This is a genomic window from Cellvibrio sp. PSBB006, assembly GCF_002162135.1.
In the GTDB taxonomy this organism is placed as follows: Bacteria; Pseudomonadota; Gammaproteobacteria; order Pseudomonadales; family Cellvibrionaceae; genus Cellvibrio.
Genome location: NZ_CP021382.1, coordinates 243544 through 259556, shown reverse-complemented (window position 1 = coordinate 259556; position 16013 = coordinate 243544). Strand labels below are relative to the sequence as shown.

10 protein-coding genes are annotated in these 16013 nt (G+C 52.5%); 4 read left to right on the top strand and 6 right to left on the bottom strand.

What is annotated here, in order from left to right; translation table 11 throughout:
• Positions 1 to 325: 325 nt before the first annotated feature.
• Positions 326 to 1777: an OmpA family protein gene (locus CBR65_RS01190; protein ID WP_087465165.1), complete on the top strand. Its 1452-nt coding sequence runs from the start codon at positions 326 to 328 to the stop codon at positions 1775 to 1777.
• Positions 1778 to 1832: 55 nt separating this feature from the next.
• Here the strand turns inward: CBR65_RS01190 and CBR65_RS01185 are convergent, their stop codons facing one another.
• The gene (locus CBR65_RS01185) at positions 1833 to 3155 is read right to left on the bottom strand and encodes a hemolysin family protein (RefSeq protein ID WP_087465164.1); all 1323 of its coding nucleotides are present in this window, start codon (positions 3153 to 3155) and stop codon (positions 1833 to 1835) included.
• Between the two features lie 417 nt (positions 3156 to 3572).
• Here CBR65_RS01185 and CBR65_RS01180 point away from each other — a divergent pair, with 417 nt between their 5' ends.
• The 3 genes from CBR65_RS01180 (at position 3573) to CBR65_RS01170 (ending at position 6586) form a co-directional block, all read left to right on the top strand.
• Positions 3573 to 3758 carry a hypothetical protein gene (locus CBR65_RS01180; RefSeq protein ID WP_087465163.1) on the top strand — a complete coding sequence of 62 codons (186 nt, stop codon included), beginning with the start codon at positions 3573 to 3575 and terminating at the stop codon, positions 3756 to 3758.
• 203 nt (positions 3759 to 3961) lie between these two features.
• Positions 3962 to 4645, top strand: coding sequence for a transglutaminase-like cysteine peptidase (locus CBR65_RS01175; RefSeq protein WP_232461302.1), 684 nt, complete (start codon positions 3962 to 3964; stop codon positions 4643 to 4645).
• A 42-nt stretch (positions 4646 to 4687) separates the two neighbouring features.
• Entirely contained in the window at positions 4688 to 6586 is a 1899-nt protein-coding gene (locus CBR65_RS01170) for a LapD/MoxY N-terminal periplasmic domain-containing protein (protein WP_087465161.1), read from the top strand.
• A gap of 17 nt (positions 6587 to 6603) precedes the next feature.
• Here CBR65_RS01170 and CBR65_RS01165 read toward each other — a convergent pair whose 3' ends face one another.
• The 5 genes from CBR65_RS01165 to CBR65_RS01145 form a co-directional block, all read right to left on the bottom strand.
• Positions 6604 to 6933: a hypothetical protein gene (locus tag CBR65_RS01165; protein WP_087465160.1), complete on the bottom strand. Its 330-nt coding sequence runs from the start codon at positions 6931 to 6933 to the stop codon at positions 6604 to 6606.
• A 59-nt stretch (positions 6934 to 6992) separates the two neighbouring features.
• The gene (locus CBR65_RS01160; RefSeq protein ID WP_087465159.1) at positions 6993 to 11708 is read right to left on the bottom strand and encodes a retention module-containing protein; all 4716 of its coding nucleotides are present in this window, start codon (positions 11706 to 11708) and stop codon (positions 6993 to 6995) included.
• A gap of 139 nt (positions 11709 to 11847) precedes the next feature.
• On the bottom strand, positions 11848 to 12438 hold the full coding sequence (locus tag CBR65_RS22620) for a LuxR C-terminal-related transcriptional regulator (protein ID WP_087465158.1): 591 nt from the start codon (positions 12436 to 12438) through the stop codon (positions 11848 to 11850).
• Positions 12438 to 13850, bottom strand: coding sequence for an HlyD family type I secretion periplasmic adaptor subunit (locus CBR65_RS01150; protein ID WP_087465157.1), 1413 nt, complete (start codon positions 13848 to 13850; stop codon positions 12438 to 12440). The genes CBR65_RS22620 and CBR65_RS01150 overlap by 1 nt, the downstream gene beginning before the upstream one ends.
• Complete coding sequence (locus CBR65_RS01145; RefSeq protein ID WP_087465156.1) at positions 13850 to 16012, bottom strand: type I secretion system permease/ATPase; 2163 nt, start codon at positions 16010 to 16012, stop codon at positions 13850 to 13852. The genes CBR65_RS01150 and CBR65_RS01145 overlap by 1 nt, the downstream gene beginning before the upstream one ends.
• Between the last annotated feature and the right edge of the window lies 1 nt (position 16013).

The window sequence follows — 16013 nt, the reverse complement described above, 5'->3', positions numbered from 1 at the left end:
AGAACACTTGATGACACATGAACATCAAAGAAAATCAACGGCGAGTAAAAGCCTCCAGCCACGTCAGGCATGGGTTAAATAACAGGAACACTGGCCGCTCATTCAGAAATAAAAGCACTGCGAATGTGCAGTGTTATTGGAAACCTGCCGATTTGCACAGAAAAGTTACACTCGGTGCGGGAAATTTGGTAACAACTCCACAGAAAGCAAACAATGCATAACCTTCCGCAGAACAGACAGCCTGCACAGGCTTATAATTCTTCACAGTCTTTGGATGTAAATCCCGCTATCCTTCAACACCCAAACACTCTTCAAGGAGCTATTCATGAAGAAAATCGCTACTCTGATGTGCGGCTGTCTTTGCTTCAGCGCCCAAGCCGACAACGAACACCCGCTTATCAGCGCTTACCCCGAGGCGAAGTTACGTAAACAGCTGACCTACGATTACGAGCACTTTCAATTTCCCAACACGCTGGTCAATGAAAATAACGACTATGAAACCCTGGCCGTGACAGGAGATTTGTATCAGTATTTTTATATTATTGAGGGCGTATCAACCCTGAAGGTCTATGAAAACTATGCGTCTGCATTAAAAAAACTGGGCTTCACTATTACGTTTTCCTGTCTGCGCGATGCCTGTGGTAACGACCGCACAACCAAAGCCTTGGGCGAACACCTGTCGCCGGAAGGCGCCGTCTACAATTACTACCACAACCCCTATTATCTTCTTGCAGAAAAGGACGCACCCAAGGGTAAGGTTATCGGCGCCTGGTATATCGGCGGTTACGAAGATGAAACGGCCGTACAACAAGTGATTGTGGAAACCGAGCCTCTGGAAGATAACCTGATTACTGTCGACCCTTCTTATCTATCCGGTAAGCCGCAAGCGACATCACCCACGGAAACGGCCGACGCCAAAGAGCTGAGCAAGGATCATCAACTGTTCGCCCGTTATCCTGGTGCTTCGTTGCGCAACCACGAAATAATCGATTATGAAACCATGATGTTGCCGGCTGCTCCGGGCTCGGCGGACCAAACTCCACTGTCCCTCAGCGGGGATCTGGCGCGCCATTTTTATGTGGTAAAAGATACGTCCACGTTAAAGATCTATGAAAATTATAAACAGGCATTGGATAGCGCCGGTTTCAAGGTTCTGTCCCGCTGTGAACTGGACGCCTGCGGCAAGGACCGTGAAGCTCAGCAGTTGGGTAATAAAATTTCCGTTGAAGATAATGTTTACAACTATTATCGGAAGCCCTATTACCTGCTGGCTAAAAAAGTGATTGATGACCGCGAGGTCTATGTGGCGTTATTTATCGGCGCCTATGAAAGTGAAGCTGCTGTACAACAAGTGATTGTCGAAACGGAAACACTCGCAACCGATCTCATCAAGGTCGATGCGGACTCTCTCAAGCAACAGATCGATGCGACCGGAAAAGCACTTATCTATGGAATCTATTTTGATACCGGCAAGGCCTCCGTTAAACCGGAATCCAACGACACGTTGGTCGCTATTGCGACGCTGTTAAACCGCAACCCGGCCCTGTTGCTGTACGTTGTCGGCCATACCGATGATACCGGCACAAGGGAAAATAATCTGACACTGTCGCAGCAACGTGCAGCAGCGGTCGTTGATAGCCTTGTGAAGCAACACGGTATTGCAGCGGCCCGCTTGCTCGCGCAAGGTGTGGGGCCTTTTGCACCAGCCGCGTCGAATGATAATGAAACAGGAAGGCAAAAAAACCGCCGGGTGGAATTGGTCAAACGTTTGCAATAGTTTTTGAAGAGGATTTTTGAAGAGGCTTCCTGCTGACACGAGCCAGGTCTGCGATCTAGCCCGTGTCATCCCCCGATTCCATATCCGCATCAGGAAGCGAAAGATTTTTTATCGCCAATACCTTGTCGATACGCATACCATCCATATCGACAATCTCCAGCGTCCAGGGCTCCAATACCACCTTGTCGGTAGTGACTGGCACGCGACCCAATAAATACATAAACAGGCCATTCAGCGTTTCGTATTCACGGGTTTTTTCACCCGGCAAGTCGGTTAGCCCTAAACAATCTTTTAATTCAGGGGCAGACAACAAACCATCCAGCAACAAGGAACCATCCTCGCGCTGAATCACCATAAGATCGTTGCCGTGAGACGGATTAAATTCACCAGTCAATGCTTCCAGCAGATCCTGCAAGGTGACAATGCCTTTCAAATCGCCGTATTCATCCACCACAAAAACCATTTGGGTATTGGTTGCGCGAAAATGCTCAAGCAATGCCATGCCGGTAAAACTTTCGGCAATAAAATGACATGGCTGGGCAAGGGTTTTGATATCAATTTCCTGGCCGGAGATGGCCTGGGCAAATAATTGCTTGGCGTTTACCACGCCGATTAGCTCATCCATATGTCGGTGGCAAACCGGAAAGCGCGAATGAGGCGATTCCATGATGCGCTGCATATTTTGTTCAAGTGAGAGCGCGGTATCCAGAAAAACAATATCGGTACGCGGCACCATCATCGAGGATACCGGCCGCTCATCAAGGCGAAAGACGTTGCGCACCATCGTGTGCTCACTCTGCTCGATGACCCCGGACACCGAACCTTCTTTGAGCATTGCATGGATATCTTCTTCAGTGACGCTGGCATCCCCGACATCCTTAAAGCCGAGAACGCGCATCAACCATTGAGTTGACAGGGACAACAGCACCACGAAGGGTTTGGTACTGGTAGCCAAGAGCAACATCGGGCGCGCGACCAGGCAAGCAATTCGCTCAGCGCTGATCTGGCCGATCCGTTTGGGTACCAGTTCACCGACGATGATGGAGAGATAGGTCACCACAACGATCACCAGAACGGTCGACGTGATACTGCTGCTCTTGGCCGCCATGCCCAGCTCCTGCAGCCACAGCGCGAAGGGGTCAGCCAGCAAGGCTTCACCGAAGATACCGTTCATGAGACCGATGGAGGTAATGCCAATTTGTACCGTGGACAGGAACTGCGTAGGGTCTTCAGCCAAGCGCAACGCCGCTTTGGCGGAAGCACTTCCCTTGGCACTCAAGGCGGCAAGGCGGGACTTGCGCGCAGTCACTATTGCAATTTCTGACATGGCAAAAACGCCATTCAGGAGGATAAGACCAGCGAGAATCAGGAATTCCATAATGATGTTATGTAGCCCAGGAAGTCGGCAATCCTACCAGCAAACCTCCCCCACCTGTCAAAAATGAAGCTGGCTTCTCAATATCGCGCAGGAACAACGAATCGGTATAAGGAGAGGACTTGCGCGCTAAATCTACAGGCTTTAGACTCGACCGAGGTTTCAACACGAAACTCGCAGCGAAGGAATATCACCCTGCCAATAGTTGAATCAGATAGACGTTGTCATCTTTTTGATTGAACAGATGCGGTATGCTGAACCAATCACCTTGCAACGACTGCAACAGGCCGCCAGGCCATCCGGTTGACGGAACGACATTGAGTAGCTAATACGCGCCCACAAACGGCTGTTTGTGATCAGGAAAAACCTGTAAAGGTAAACTCCAACGGCGCCAGATAAATACAATAAAGGCGAATCATTGTGAATAACAAACCTATTGATCTAAAAAGTGTGCTCTTCACCCTCAGCCAGCTGCAATCTACGCTGGAAGTGCTCTCCCAACGGGTTCAACCTGTACCCCAAGGCGCCTATGACATGGGGACATCGCCACGATTGTCCGCTGAAAATCTGCAGACTTACCCGGCGCAGGAAAAAAATCGCTCCTGAGTAACGACCGCATGTTTGATTCACCCGCATGACTGTATGCCCATGTGAAATTTGCCCGTATGATGCGGGCAAATTTGATAGAGCTTGTCTATAATTCGGCGAAACATTCCTGCCCCGAATTGTATATGCATTATGTGGATGATCTCCTCCCATCAGGTTTTCCTTATTGCCGTTGGCAAACCAGCGACTGACGGAGTCGGTCATTGAAGACTGTCTCACCTGCTCGCCTGCGACCCGTCATGCTGGTGTTGTGGGCAATGGTGATCAGCATCGCCGGTGCAACCTTCGCGCTCAATGAAAAGTCCGTGGCTGAGCGTATGCATCATCGTTACGGCGACGATGGCCTCACGTTATTTAATACCTGGCGAACGCTTGTTAAAGACAGCGCAGGCTTGCCCGAACAAGAACAACTTAAACACGTTAATGATTTTTTTAATCGCCATATTACTTTTCGTGATGACCAGCAACAGTGGCACCAGCAGGACTATTGGGCCACACCGCTGGAAACGCTCGGCGTACGCGCGGCTGATTGCGAGGATTACACCATCGCCAAATATGTCACCTTGTTAAAGCTGGGTGTATCACGCGAACAACTGCGTCTGATATATGTAAAGGCGCAGATCGGCGGTCCCCACAGCAAGGTTTTTCAAGCCCATATGGTGCTTGGTTATTACCCTGCCCCGCAGGCTGAACCCTTGATACTGGATAACCTGGTATCCACCATTGAGCGGGCGGGAAAGCGTTCAGACCTGCGTCCGGTATTCAGTTTCAATAATGAAGGTTTATGGATTGGCAATCGTGGCGAATCCCGAGCCGACCCGGGAGCCCGGTTATCGCGTTGGCGTGATGTATTAAATCGCATGCAAGCCGACGGGCTCTATCCATGACTTTACCCGTAAGGTCTCGCGCGCATTTTTTTGGAGAGATGTATGTCCCTGATTAAACAATTATGGCTGGCTATTCTTGCCATATTATTACTGGCATTGGGTGGCAGTTTCGCCATTAGTATGATGTCGGCCAAAGCGTATCTGGAAGCGCAGCTGCACTTGAAAAACATCGACAATGCAACCGTGCTGGCATTATCCATGACGCAGATGGAGAAAGACCCCGTTACCCTGGAGCTGCTTATCTCCGCCCAGTTTGATTCGGGTCACTATCAACATATCGCCCTGGTTGATCCCGGCAACCAGGTGATGATCGAACGTCATTACGAAGGTGATACCACGCCCGCCATTCCCGCCTGGTTCACCCATCTTGTTTCACTCGACGCACCGCCGGGGGTTGCGCAAGTGCAGGACGGCTGGCAGCAGTACGGCACGCTCATCGTTGAAAGCCATTCCCGTTTTGCCTGGCAGGCACTCTGGGAGGGAACCCTTGATTTACTGCAATGGTTTCTACTCGTCGCCCTGGGTTGCGGCTTGATCGGTACCTTCATCCTGAAATACATCTCCCGCCCGCTGGACCTTGTTGTGCAACAAGCGGAAGCTATCGGTGAGCGGCGCTTTGTGACTTCCACCGAGCCGCGTACAACAGAATTTCGCCGTCTGGTGCGAGCGATGAATAGCCTGTCTGACAATGTAAAAACCTTGCTGGAAAAAGAAACCCGCCAATTACATATTTTGCAACAGGCATCGCAACAGGATTCACTCACGGGATTGGCTAACCGGGCGCACTTTTTAAATTTGCTCGACAGCCAGTTAACCCGCGAAGATGCGGAAACCCAGGGAACCTTGATCATACTGCGCGTTACTGAATTGGCCGCATTGAATCATCAAATGGGCCACAACTCGGTCGATCAATTTTTACGTGCTATCGCTGATTGCTTGCTGGCGTTCGGCCAGCAACTTTCCCATAGCCACGTCGGCAGATTAAATGGTAGCGACTTTATTTTGCTGGTGCCCGGCCACCTCAATGCGGAAAAAATCGCAAGCGATCTCGCGCAACACCTGGCGAAGGTGTTAACCGGACATTCATTGCAACATATTTCTTTGCCTGTCGCAGCCTGTCGCTACACAGCAAACGAAAGCCGCACGGTATTGATGAACAAACTGGATGGCGCCCTGGCTCAGGCAGAGATAAAAGGCAGCCACGCCGTCGTAACCTTGCAGCAGGACAGCACTTCCCGTCACCCCACACTTAACGAATGGCGCAGCGCCATTCTGCAAGCTCTCGCCGCAGAACAATTGGAGCTGGCAAGTTTTCCGGTAAAGCAGGTAGACGGATCAATCCTGCATTTCGAAGCACCCATGCGCCTTCAGCTCGACGGCCAATTACAGCCGGCAGGTTATTTTGTCCATTGGGCTACCCGTTCCGGCTTGATGCCGCGCATTGATCTGGCCGTCATCCGTATGGCGCTGCATCAACTCCGGCATATGCAATTGCCTCTGGCGGTTAACGTGTCTGCCGAATCGTTGTGTGATGCTGAATTTCGCACACAATTACTTGAACTCCTGCACAAGCAATCGACGCAGGCACAAGATTTATGGCTTGATTTCCCTGAATCCTGCGCGCTGCGCTATGCCGCTGAGTTTCGGGCATTCAACGCACAGCTGCGCCCCTTCGGTTGTAAAACAGGATTGGAACATGTGGGGGCTGAATTCAGTCGCATCCGTGAATTACAGGATATGGGGATACACTACATCAAGGTCGACAGCGCCATCGTGCGCGATATTCATGACAACAACGGCAATCAACAATTTTTACACAACCTGAATAAGATTGGTCACTCGCTAGGTTGTGTGATGATTGCCGAGGGCGTCATATCTGATGAGGAAAAGGCGGTATTATTTAAACTTGAGATTGACGCTGTAACCGGTCCGGGTGTGTAGCCCTTGCGAACACAAAATTAAAGCCCCAAATCGTCTTCATCATCAAGCAAGTCGATTGCTTTTGTTTGGCTGCGCCATTGCCGGCGCGAAAGGAGTTTTTGTTGTGCGGCGTCAGGCAAGTCGGTAAAACGGATGACGTTGCGCACGATCAACAATTCCACCAGATCTTCCATGACCCTGGCCATATCCAGATCAGATTTTTTCAACAAGCCTTGGTGATCCGACGCGGAGAGCTGGATGAATGTGTGCAACTCCTGCGCATCATCTGGCACATATTCGCTGATACCCTGCTCTTTCTCTTTGCTGACAATAATAATTTCACCTGCCGGATTACGTTTAACAAACATCTCACATCTCCGGCGAATGAAAGGAAAATATTGGCGGAAAGACTTTATACATACTGGGTTTAGTCTACCTGTAAATTATTCAAATTCTGCAACTGCGCAATAATTTCCGTATTGGTGCCACTCAGGTTAACTCCCTCCAGCACAACAATTTGATCGGTTGCGCTCGCATCGTAACCTGCACTGGCGTAACCACCACTGCTGCTGATATGCACGCGGGTATTACTGCCATCATTGTCAAAATGCAGGTAATCAGTCAATGGATTGCTTTCTTCGCCTTGCAGCAAATCTGCCAAATGCAATACATCACCCTGAGCCAGATTAAAATCGCCAACCTTATCAACCGCTGGCGCACCGGGAGAACCGGCATCACTGAGATTCCAGACAAACGTATCTGCTCCCAATCCGCCGAACAGGTAATCGTTGCCGGCTGCGCCGGTTAGGGTGTCGTCACCATTCAGGGCGTAGATAGCATCAGCACCCACCGAACCATTTATCGTGTCACTGCCTGGTGAAGCAACCATATTATTAAAATCATTCGATAATACTTCGAACATGAATGTATTGGTCACATCAGTGCTATCCGTGTCGTCCGTTGAACTTGCCGCAATATCCAGACTAAAAGTACCTGTGTAGGCAGAAGGTGGAATGACCTGAATACCCTCAATATTCCAGCTGGTAACATCTACCGAACTCAATAGCGAGGTAGCCGCAAAAGTATTGGCTCCATCCGTTAACACAACACCATCCGGCACAGAAGAGATGACCAAACCCAGTGTTTCGCCAGAGGCGCCTGCCGATGCGGCGATGTCCAATAAAAAATAGGTATATTGATTAGTCTCAGCCGGGTAGTAACCACCATCACCGTTGGGCATGAATGAGCCTGCGGCGATACTTCCAGAAAAGTAACTCGCATCCGGATAAAGGTAAAAATTTTCAGTACTTAACGCAACGGAGGCAGCCCCATCGACTGAAATGCTCAGGTTGAGATTACCGGCTTCGTTACCGTTGTATGCAACAACTTCAAATGAGTAATAACCAGATACCGTTACAGGAAATTCAAGCGCAGCACCAGACCAGTTACCTTCGCGAATTTCGCCGTTGATTGCGCCCCACTGATCGAAACCCGCGTTATAGACTATGCTGCCACCAATTTTCACCAGCAAGGTATCGTCACGACTACCGGTTAGCTGATAGCTGCTCCCCGCTTCGAGATAAATATAACCAGAATATTGATACGCATCATCAACACCCACAGTGGGCAGAAAAACGTCCTGAACAATATTTGAAGATGTGGGTGCTGTTGCTTCCACGGCCGCTTCAACAAGTTCCGGATCGGTTGCCGTGTTGCTGTCGACATTCGAAATATTGTCATAAAAATTCTGCGTCAAACCAACGCTTCCAGGAATAGGCAAAACATTCTCACCCGTTACCGGGGTGATATTGGCAGATAGTGTCGGGGCATCCGCAACAGGTGCAACAACAATGTCTACTGTGCTCGTGCTGCTGCCACCCTTCCCATCAGTTACCGTCACCACAAAATTATCGCTGCCGTTGTAATCCGCATCGGGCGTATAGGTAAATACGCCGGTATCCGCATCGATAACTACACTGCCGTTGGCCGCAGATGAGGTAATCGTATAACTAAGGCTATCACCATCAATATCTGTGGCTATTACCTGGTCGGTGACGGCAACATCTTCGTTCGTGGTGATATTCAAAGCAGTTGCGAGCGGCTCATCATTAACAGGATCAACAGTAATGTTCAGAGTGCTGGTCAAACCGGTATTGGTCGTGTAAGCAACCGCAGGTACCGAGCCGTTATAATTCAATACCGGCGTAAATACATAGTCACCGTTAGCAAACATCGACAATGTACCAACACCGTTAATCGTAGCGGTATCGCCAGCGTTATAATTTGTACCATTGATGCTGAAGTTGGTGACGGTCAGACTCGAATCCACATCATTATCGTTATCCAACACGTTGCCGTTGAGCGTGGTGTCCTCATCGATATTTTCCCAATCAGGCATCAACACACTCGGATCATCAACGGCATTGACTGTGACGTTCACGGTTGTGGTGCTGGTACCGCCTTGTCCGTCGCTAATAGTGTAGGTAAAACTGTCAGAGCCGTTGAAATCTGAATTCGGCGTGTAAATCGGGTTGCCGGATAACGCATCGATAACAACACTGCCATTAGTGCCTTGGGTGACGGCGACAACCGTCAGCGAATCACCGTCAATATCACTATCGTTAGCGCGCACATCAACCACAACTGATGTATCTTCATCTGTCGTGATTGCATCGGCTACGGCAACAGGAGCATCGTTTACAGGTGTTACACCCACGGTGACGGTGCTAGTGGTTGTACCACCATTGCCATCACTGATGGTGACTTCAAAACTGTCGCTGCCGTTGTAGTTTGTGTTGGGCGTGTAAGTAAATTCACCGGTGGCTGCATTTAATATCAGCACACCGTTTTGCGGTGCGGTGGTAGTGGTATAACTCAGTACATCACCATCAATATCATTAGCCGTTACTTGCCCGCTAACTGCAGCATCCTCATTTGTTGTGAGTGCAATATTGGCCGTGGTCGGTGCATCATTCACAGACAGTACTGTCAGTGACGCAGTGTTGGGTACGGTGGTGGTTCCGTCGAATACATCGAATGCAAAATCAACCGCGCCGTTCCAATTTATTGATGGGGTAAAAGTCCAGGTGCCGTCACCATTTTCTATCAGCGTGCCGTTACCTGAAGTGAGCGCTAGATTGACGGCCGTTAGCGCATCGCCATCAATATCACCGGCACCCGCCAGCAAATCATTTTGGGTGATGATCAGGTTGCCATCTTCGTTGATGTCACTAAGCGCAATAGGAGAGACGGTCGGGGTGTCATTTGCAGGTGCTACACCAACAGTAATTGTGCTGGTGGTGGTGCCACCACTACCATCGCTGATGGTGACCACAAAACTGTCGCTGCCGTTGTAGTTTGTGTTGGGCGTGTAAGTGAATTCACCGGTGGCTGCATTTAATATCAGCACACCGTTTTGCGGTGCGGTGGTAGTGGTGTAACTCAGCACATCACCATCAATATCATTAGCCGTTACCTGCCCGCTAACTGCAGCATCCTCATTTGTTGTGAGTGCAATATTGGCCGTAGTCGGTGCATCATTCACAGACAGTACTGTCAGTGACGCAGTGTTGGGTACCGTGGTGGTTCCGTCGAATACATCGAATGCAAAATCAACCGCGCCGTTCCAATTTATTGATGGCGTAAAAGTCCAGGTACCGTCACCATTTTCTACCAGCGTGCCGTTACCTGAAGCGAGCGTTAGATTAACAGCCGTCAATGAATCGCCATCAATATCACTGGCGCCCGCTAACAAATCATTTTGCGTAATAATCAGATTGCCATCTTCATTGATATTATCAAGCGCAATTGGAGTGACGGTTGGGTCATCATTTACAGGCGTGACGCCCACGGTGACCGTGCTGGTGGTGGTGGTGCCACCACTACCATCGCTGATGGTGACCACAAAACTATCGCTGCCGTTGTAGTTTGTGTTGGGCGTGTAAGTAAATTCACCGGTGGCTGCATTTAATATCAGCACACCGTTTTGTGGTACAGACGAGACCGCATAACTCAGCACATCGCCATCAACATCTGTAGCCATGATTTGTCCGCTAACCGCAACATCTTCTTCGGTGTTCAGATTCAAATCGGTCGTGGTCGGTGCATCATTTAGCGCTGCAACACCGATAGTGACCGTGCTCGAAACCTTGCCACCCTGACCATCAGAAACCATGACGATAAAGCTGTCAGTTCCATTGAAGTTAGCATCAGGCGTATAAACAAAAGCACCGGTAGCAGGATCGACTGTAACGCTGCCGTTAACCGGCGCGGTGGCCAAACTGTAGGCCAGCGTATCGCCATCCAGGTCGCTGGCCACGATCTGGCCTGCAACGGCGGCGTCTTCATCAGTATTCAGATTAAGGTCTGCCGTAACAGGGAGGTCGTTGACCGCCGTCACGGTTAAAGTCACCGTGCTACTGGTGCTATTGCCGCGCCCGTCGGTAATACTCACTTCGAAGCTGTCGGTGCCGTGGTAGTTAGCCGCCGGGACATAAACAAATTCACCGCTACGGGGATCGAGCACAACCGAACCGTGCAGAGGTTGATTCGCCATCTGATAGGTCAGTGCATCACCATCAGGATCAGACGCAGGGATGCGGCCAGTGATCGTGGTGTCTTCATCGCCTTGCAGGCTGACATCTGTACTGGTCGGAGGGTAGTTAATAGCCTGGGTTGTTTGCAGTGGTAACGCAGCGGGCGTGGCGGGGTTATCATCAAATTCAAATCGATTCACATCCGGTGTATCAATCACCAGCCGGGACAATTGCACAAAACTGATCCCGCCACCGCCTGCACCACCGCCCAGCCCCGCAGCGGTATCTTCCAGCTCCTCAAGCAGGTCACCGCCCTGTTCCAGTACGGCCAATGCCTGTTGGACAGATTCATCTTCCAGCGCAGCTTCATCGGCATCGGCGGCCAGCTCATCCCACAGGTCGCGCCCCATACTCACTTCCTGATTCCCGGCTATGGCGACCGGTATCCCGTCACCAAAGTCCAGCTCCACACTGGCACCGTCGGCGGTCACAATCACTTCATCCGCATTGACCTGAGCACCAAGGGTCAGTGCGCGCAGACTGCCGTCCGGTGCCTTGGCCCAGACTTGACCTTTGACATAGGTGACTGTGGCAACAGGATTACTCATGGTGTGCTCCGCAATATATAACCAGATGAAGTGGGCCCTGTCGCTGACATAGACGACGGGCAAAATATGGATGGCACTTTATGTTGAAATACATGCCGTGGGTATTGGACTAAAGGACAATGCATTGCGCGACAAACAGCTACGCTTGTCCAGCGAGTACCAGCACCAGATGCAACCGATCCCGCACGCCCAGTTTTTCAAAGGCTGCACTCAGATGAGCCTTCACCGTGCGTTCAGTGATGGATAGCTCGCGAGCCACTTCTTTGTTGTTTTTACCTGCCGCCACCGCTTCAGCCACCGCCCGTTCGCGGGGGGTCAGATCCTGTAGCCGAAGTCCAGGCACCCCCAATGGCAGACGTCTGGCGCTCCCCAGAACCAGCTGGCGCATCAGCTCGGCGCCAAGCCAGAGGCCGTTATGCCGCACCACCTGATGCACCTGGACCAACACGGCCGGGGTGGCCAGATAATGCAGGTAACCGCATGCACCCTCAGCGAGAGCCCACTGCGCTTCGGCGGCATCTTCGAAGCGAGTCAGTGCAACAACCCGCGCATTCAATGCCACACAAGCAGCCAATGCCGAGTCCGTTGTGTCATCAATCAGCAACCAGACAGTATCATCGGCAGATAAAGGAGGCAGTTCGGTAGGGGAATTCAGCAACCGCGCAGCAGGGAACGCCTGCTGCCAACGCGGTGAATGGACCGCTGCGGGGCTGATAAAGAAATGGCGCATCAGCGTTCCGTCAGCGCATTCTGTTTAGCGCGCAGTACCGGCTTCAACAGGTAGGCAAGCACTGTCTTCTTACCGGTGAGGATGTCTACCTGGGTTGTCATACCCGGCATAATCGGCAATGCCGGATCGAAGCCAGCACGCTCGGTGCGCACGCGGACCAGATAAAAAGTATTGTCGCGTTCATCGGTAATCGTATCGGCGCTGATGTGTTCCAGCGTGCCCTTTAACCCGCCGTACACCACAAAATCGTAAGCGGTAAATTTCACGATAGCCGGTTGTCCGGGGCGCAGGAAGGCGATGTCTTTGGGTGAAACCTTGGCCTCAATCAGTAACTGGTCATCCAGCGGAATCATCTCCAGCACCTGATTGCCCGGCTGCACCACGCCGCCCACGGTATTGACAAACAAACGCTGCACCGTGCCCCGCACCGGCGAACGAATCTCGGCGTACTTGATGCGATCCGCCAAGCCGCGACTGCCCTCTTCAAGACTGGCGAGCTTGCTCATGGTTTCCGATAACTCGTTGCGCCATTTGTTGTTGATGACCAGTTCCACTTCACGCAGTTTGCCCTTGGCTTCCGCCACCGCTGCCTCTGTGCGAGCCAACTGCGCCAATGCCTGCTTACGCGCCCCGTCAGCGTTGGAAACCTCGCCCTCAAGCCGCAGTATTTCCACTTCCGATATAGCCCCACTGGCCAGTAGCGGTTTGGTGACCTGTAGCTCCTGCCGAGCCAGTTCATAGGCGCGGGTCGTCTGGGTGACCTTGGCCTGGATTTCCTTGTATTCCTCTTCCCGTTGCACCTGTTGATCCTGTGCAATGCGAATCTGCTCGGCACGCTCCTGCAGACTGGTTTCAAACAAGCGCTGCTCATACGCGGCTACGTCGGGCGCCTCGGATATCACGTCCGACGGCAATACAAAGGGAGACTCACTGGTGAGCGCTTTCAGGCGCTCGGCCTTGGCCTGCAAGGAAAGATACTGCGCGCGGCTCTCGCGAAAGCTGGAGATAAACCGGGTGGGATCGATGCGCAGTAACAAATCGCCGGCTTCAACCACCTGGCCTTCGTGAACCAGAATCTCTTCTACTACACCGCCATCGAAGGACTGAATCACTTGCAGTTGCCGCGACGGAATCACCCGCCCCTCGCCCCGCGCCACTTCATCAACGCTGGCGAAAGCCGCCCATACCAACAGCACCACCAACACCAGCGCCACGCCATATAACAATGCCCGCGCGCGCAACGGCTCCTGCTGGACCCGGGCCCAGTCGGCTTCCGTTACCCAATCCGTTGACTCGTTCAAGGGCGTCAGCCAACGCCCGTAGACGCGTTCAATCACACGGCTGCAAGGTGCACCGACTTTAGTCAACCAGCGACCCACGCGTGTAAAAAAGCCTGCTGCTCCGCTCGTCATCAGGACGCTCTCCCGATACGACCCTGGCGCAAGGCTTCCACCACTTGGTCCTTACTGCCGTCAGCCACGATCTTGCCCGCGTCAATCACAATGATGCGATCAACCAATTCCAGCAATGAGGTACGGTGGGTAATCACCAGCAAAGTTTTGCCCGGCGCGTATTCGCGTATGTTGCGCTTGAATAATTCCTCGCTGGCGTGATCCATCGCGCCGGTAGGTTCGTCGAACAACAGTATCGACGGGTCGTTCAGCATGGCGCGAGCGATGGTCACGCCCTGCCGTTGGCCACCGGATAATAATTCACCGCGCTCACCCACCGGCATCGCCAAACCGGCCGGATGCGTCTGCACAAACTCAGCCAGGCCACTCAACCGCACTGCCTCCAATACACGCGCATCATCGACCTGGGGCGCACCCATCACGATGTTGTCGCGCAATGAGCCGAAGAATAAATTCACATCCTGGGATACATACCCTATGTTGCGGCGCAATTCAGCCGGGTCGAGCTGCCGGGCATCAATTCCATCAATCAACACAGCGCCCTGGGTCGGCGAATACAAACCCGCCACCAGTTTTTCCAGCGTTGTTTTGCCGGAGCCGTTGCGCCCTAAAATCGCCACATGTTCGCCGGGATTAATTTTGAAAGACACACTGCGAAGAACGTCGCGTTCATCATGCGGGTAGCGAAAACTCACCTCATTAAATTCAATCCCGCCTTGCAAACGCGGCCGGCTGATCCAGCTGGTACCCGGCGGACGCTCCACCGGTTTTTGCATCACTGCTTCCAATGTCTCCAGGGCTGTGGCTGCCTGGTGATACTGCATCAGCAAGGCCGCCGCCTGGCCTACCGGCGCCATCACCCGGGATGACAGCATGTAGGCCGCGATAAGCGCGCCCTGGCTGAGTTGAGCATCGATGATGAGATAAACACCGAGGATGATAATGGCCACCGCAACGGCCTGTTGAATCCACAAGGTACCAGCGGTGACCGAACCGGAAAGCATGCGCATCTTCACCGAGGTGCGCGACAACAGCAGCGTGGTTTTTTCCCACAGGGATTGCATGCGCCCTTCTGCTCCGAGGGTCTTCAGCGTCTCCAGGCCAACAAGGCTTTCCACCAGCACGGCATTACGCTGCGCGCTGGCCTGCATGCTCTGTTCGGAAAGTTGATGCATCTTGTGTTGCACGCCGGCGGTGTAAAGCAACACCAGGGCGATACCGATCAGCACGGGGATGACCAGTGGCCAGGAAATCAAACCCATTACCAGGGTAAATAACAGGACAAACGGCAGATCGATAAATCCGACCACCGTGGCTGAGCCGATAAAACTGCGCACCGACTCAAAGGCTTGCAAACCCGAGGCAAAAGAACCGATTGAGGCGGGCCGCTCGGTCATCTTCATGCCCAGTACGCGCTCCATGATGGTCGCGGACAGGGTAATGTCTGTCCGGCTGGCAGCCATATCGATAAACCAGCCTCGCATCATCCGCAGCGCCGCATCAGCGCACATCACCAGGACAATGCCCGCCGCCAGCATCCACAGGGTATCGGTAGCATGATTCGGTACCACCCGGTCATACACGTTCATCACAAACAGCGGCATGGCGACCGCAAACAGATTGATCAAAAACGCCGCGAGCAGGACATCGCGATACAACCCGCGATGCCGGCGAATCACACCCCAGAACCAATGGCCATCAGCGCCTTTGTCGATAGGCGCCGTGCGCGCCTCAATGCGCTCCTGGGGGCGCAAGTAAACGGCGCGCCCGCTGTAACGCGTATTCAATTCATTCAGCGCTATCCACACACTGGCCTCGCCCAATTCGGGGAAAACCACCTGGGCACGCTGATCCTGAATCGCCAGCAGCAGACAGGTGTCCTGGTTATCCAGCAACAGAATGGCGGGAAAGAGTGCGTTATTGAGACGGGTCAGCTCGCGTGTAGCGAGTTTGGTAGTCAAGCCAGCGCGCTGGGCAGCGCGGGACAAGAGCGCGGGAGTCAACTGCCCGTCGGTGAGCGGCAACCCGGCCAACAAGGTCTCGCGACTGGTGACGAGGTTATGGGCACGCGCCACCAGCAGCAGGGATTCGAGCAGCGAACCACCGGGCAGAGTTTCCTCCGCTGGCGCGTGAGGCATGGCTTGGCTCGCTGTTTTACTCATT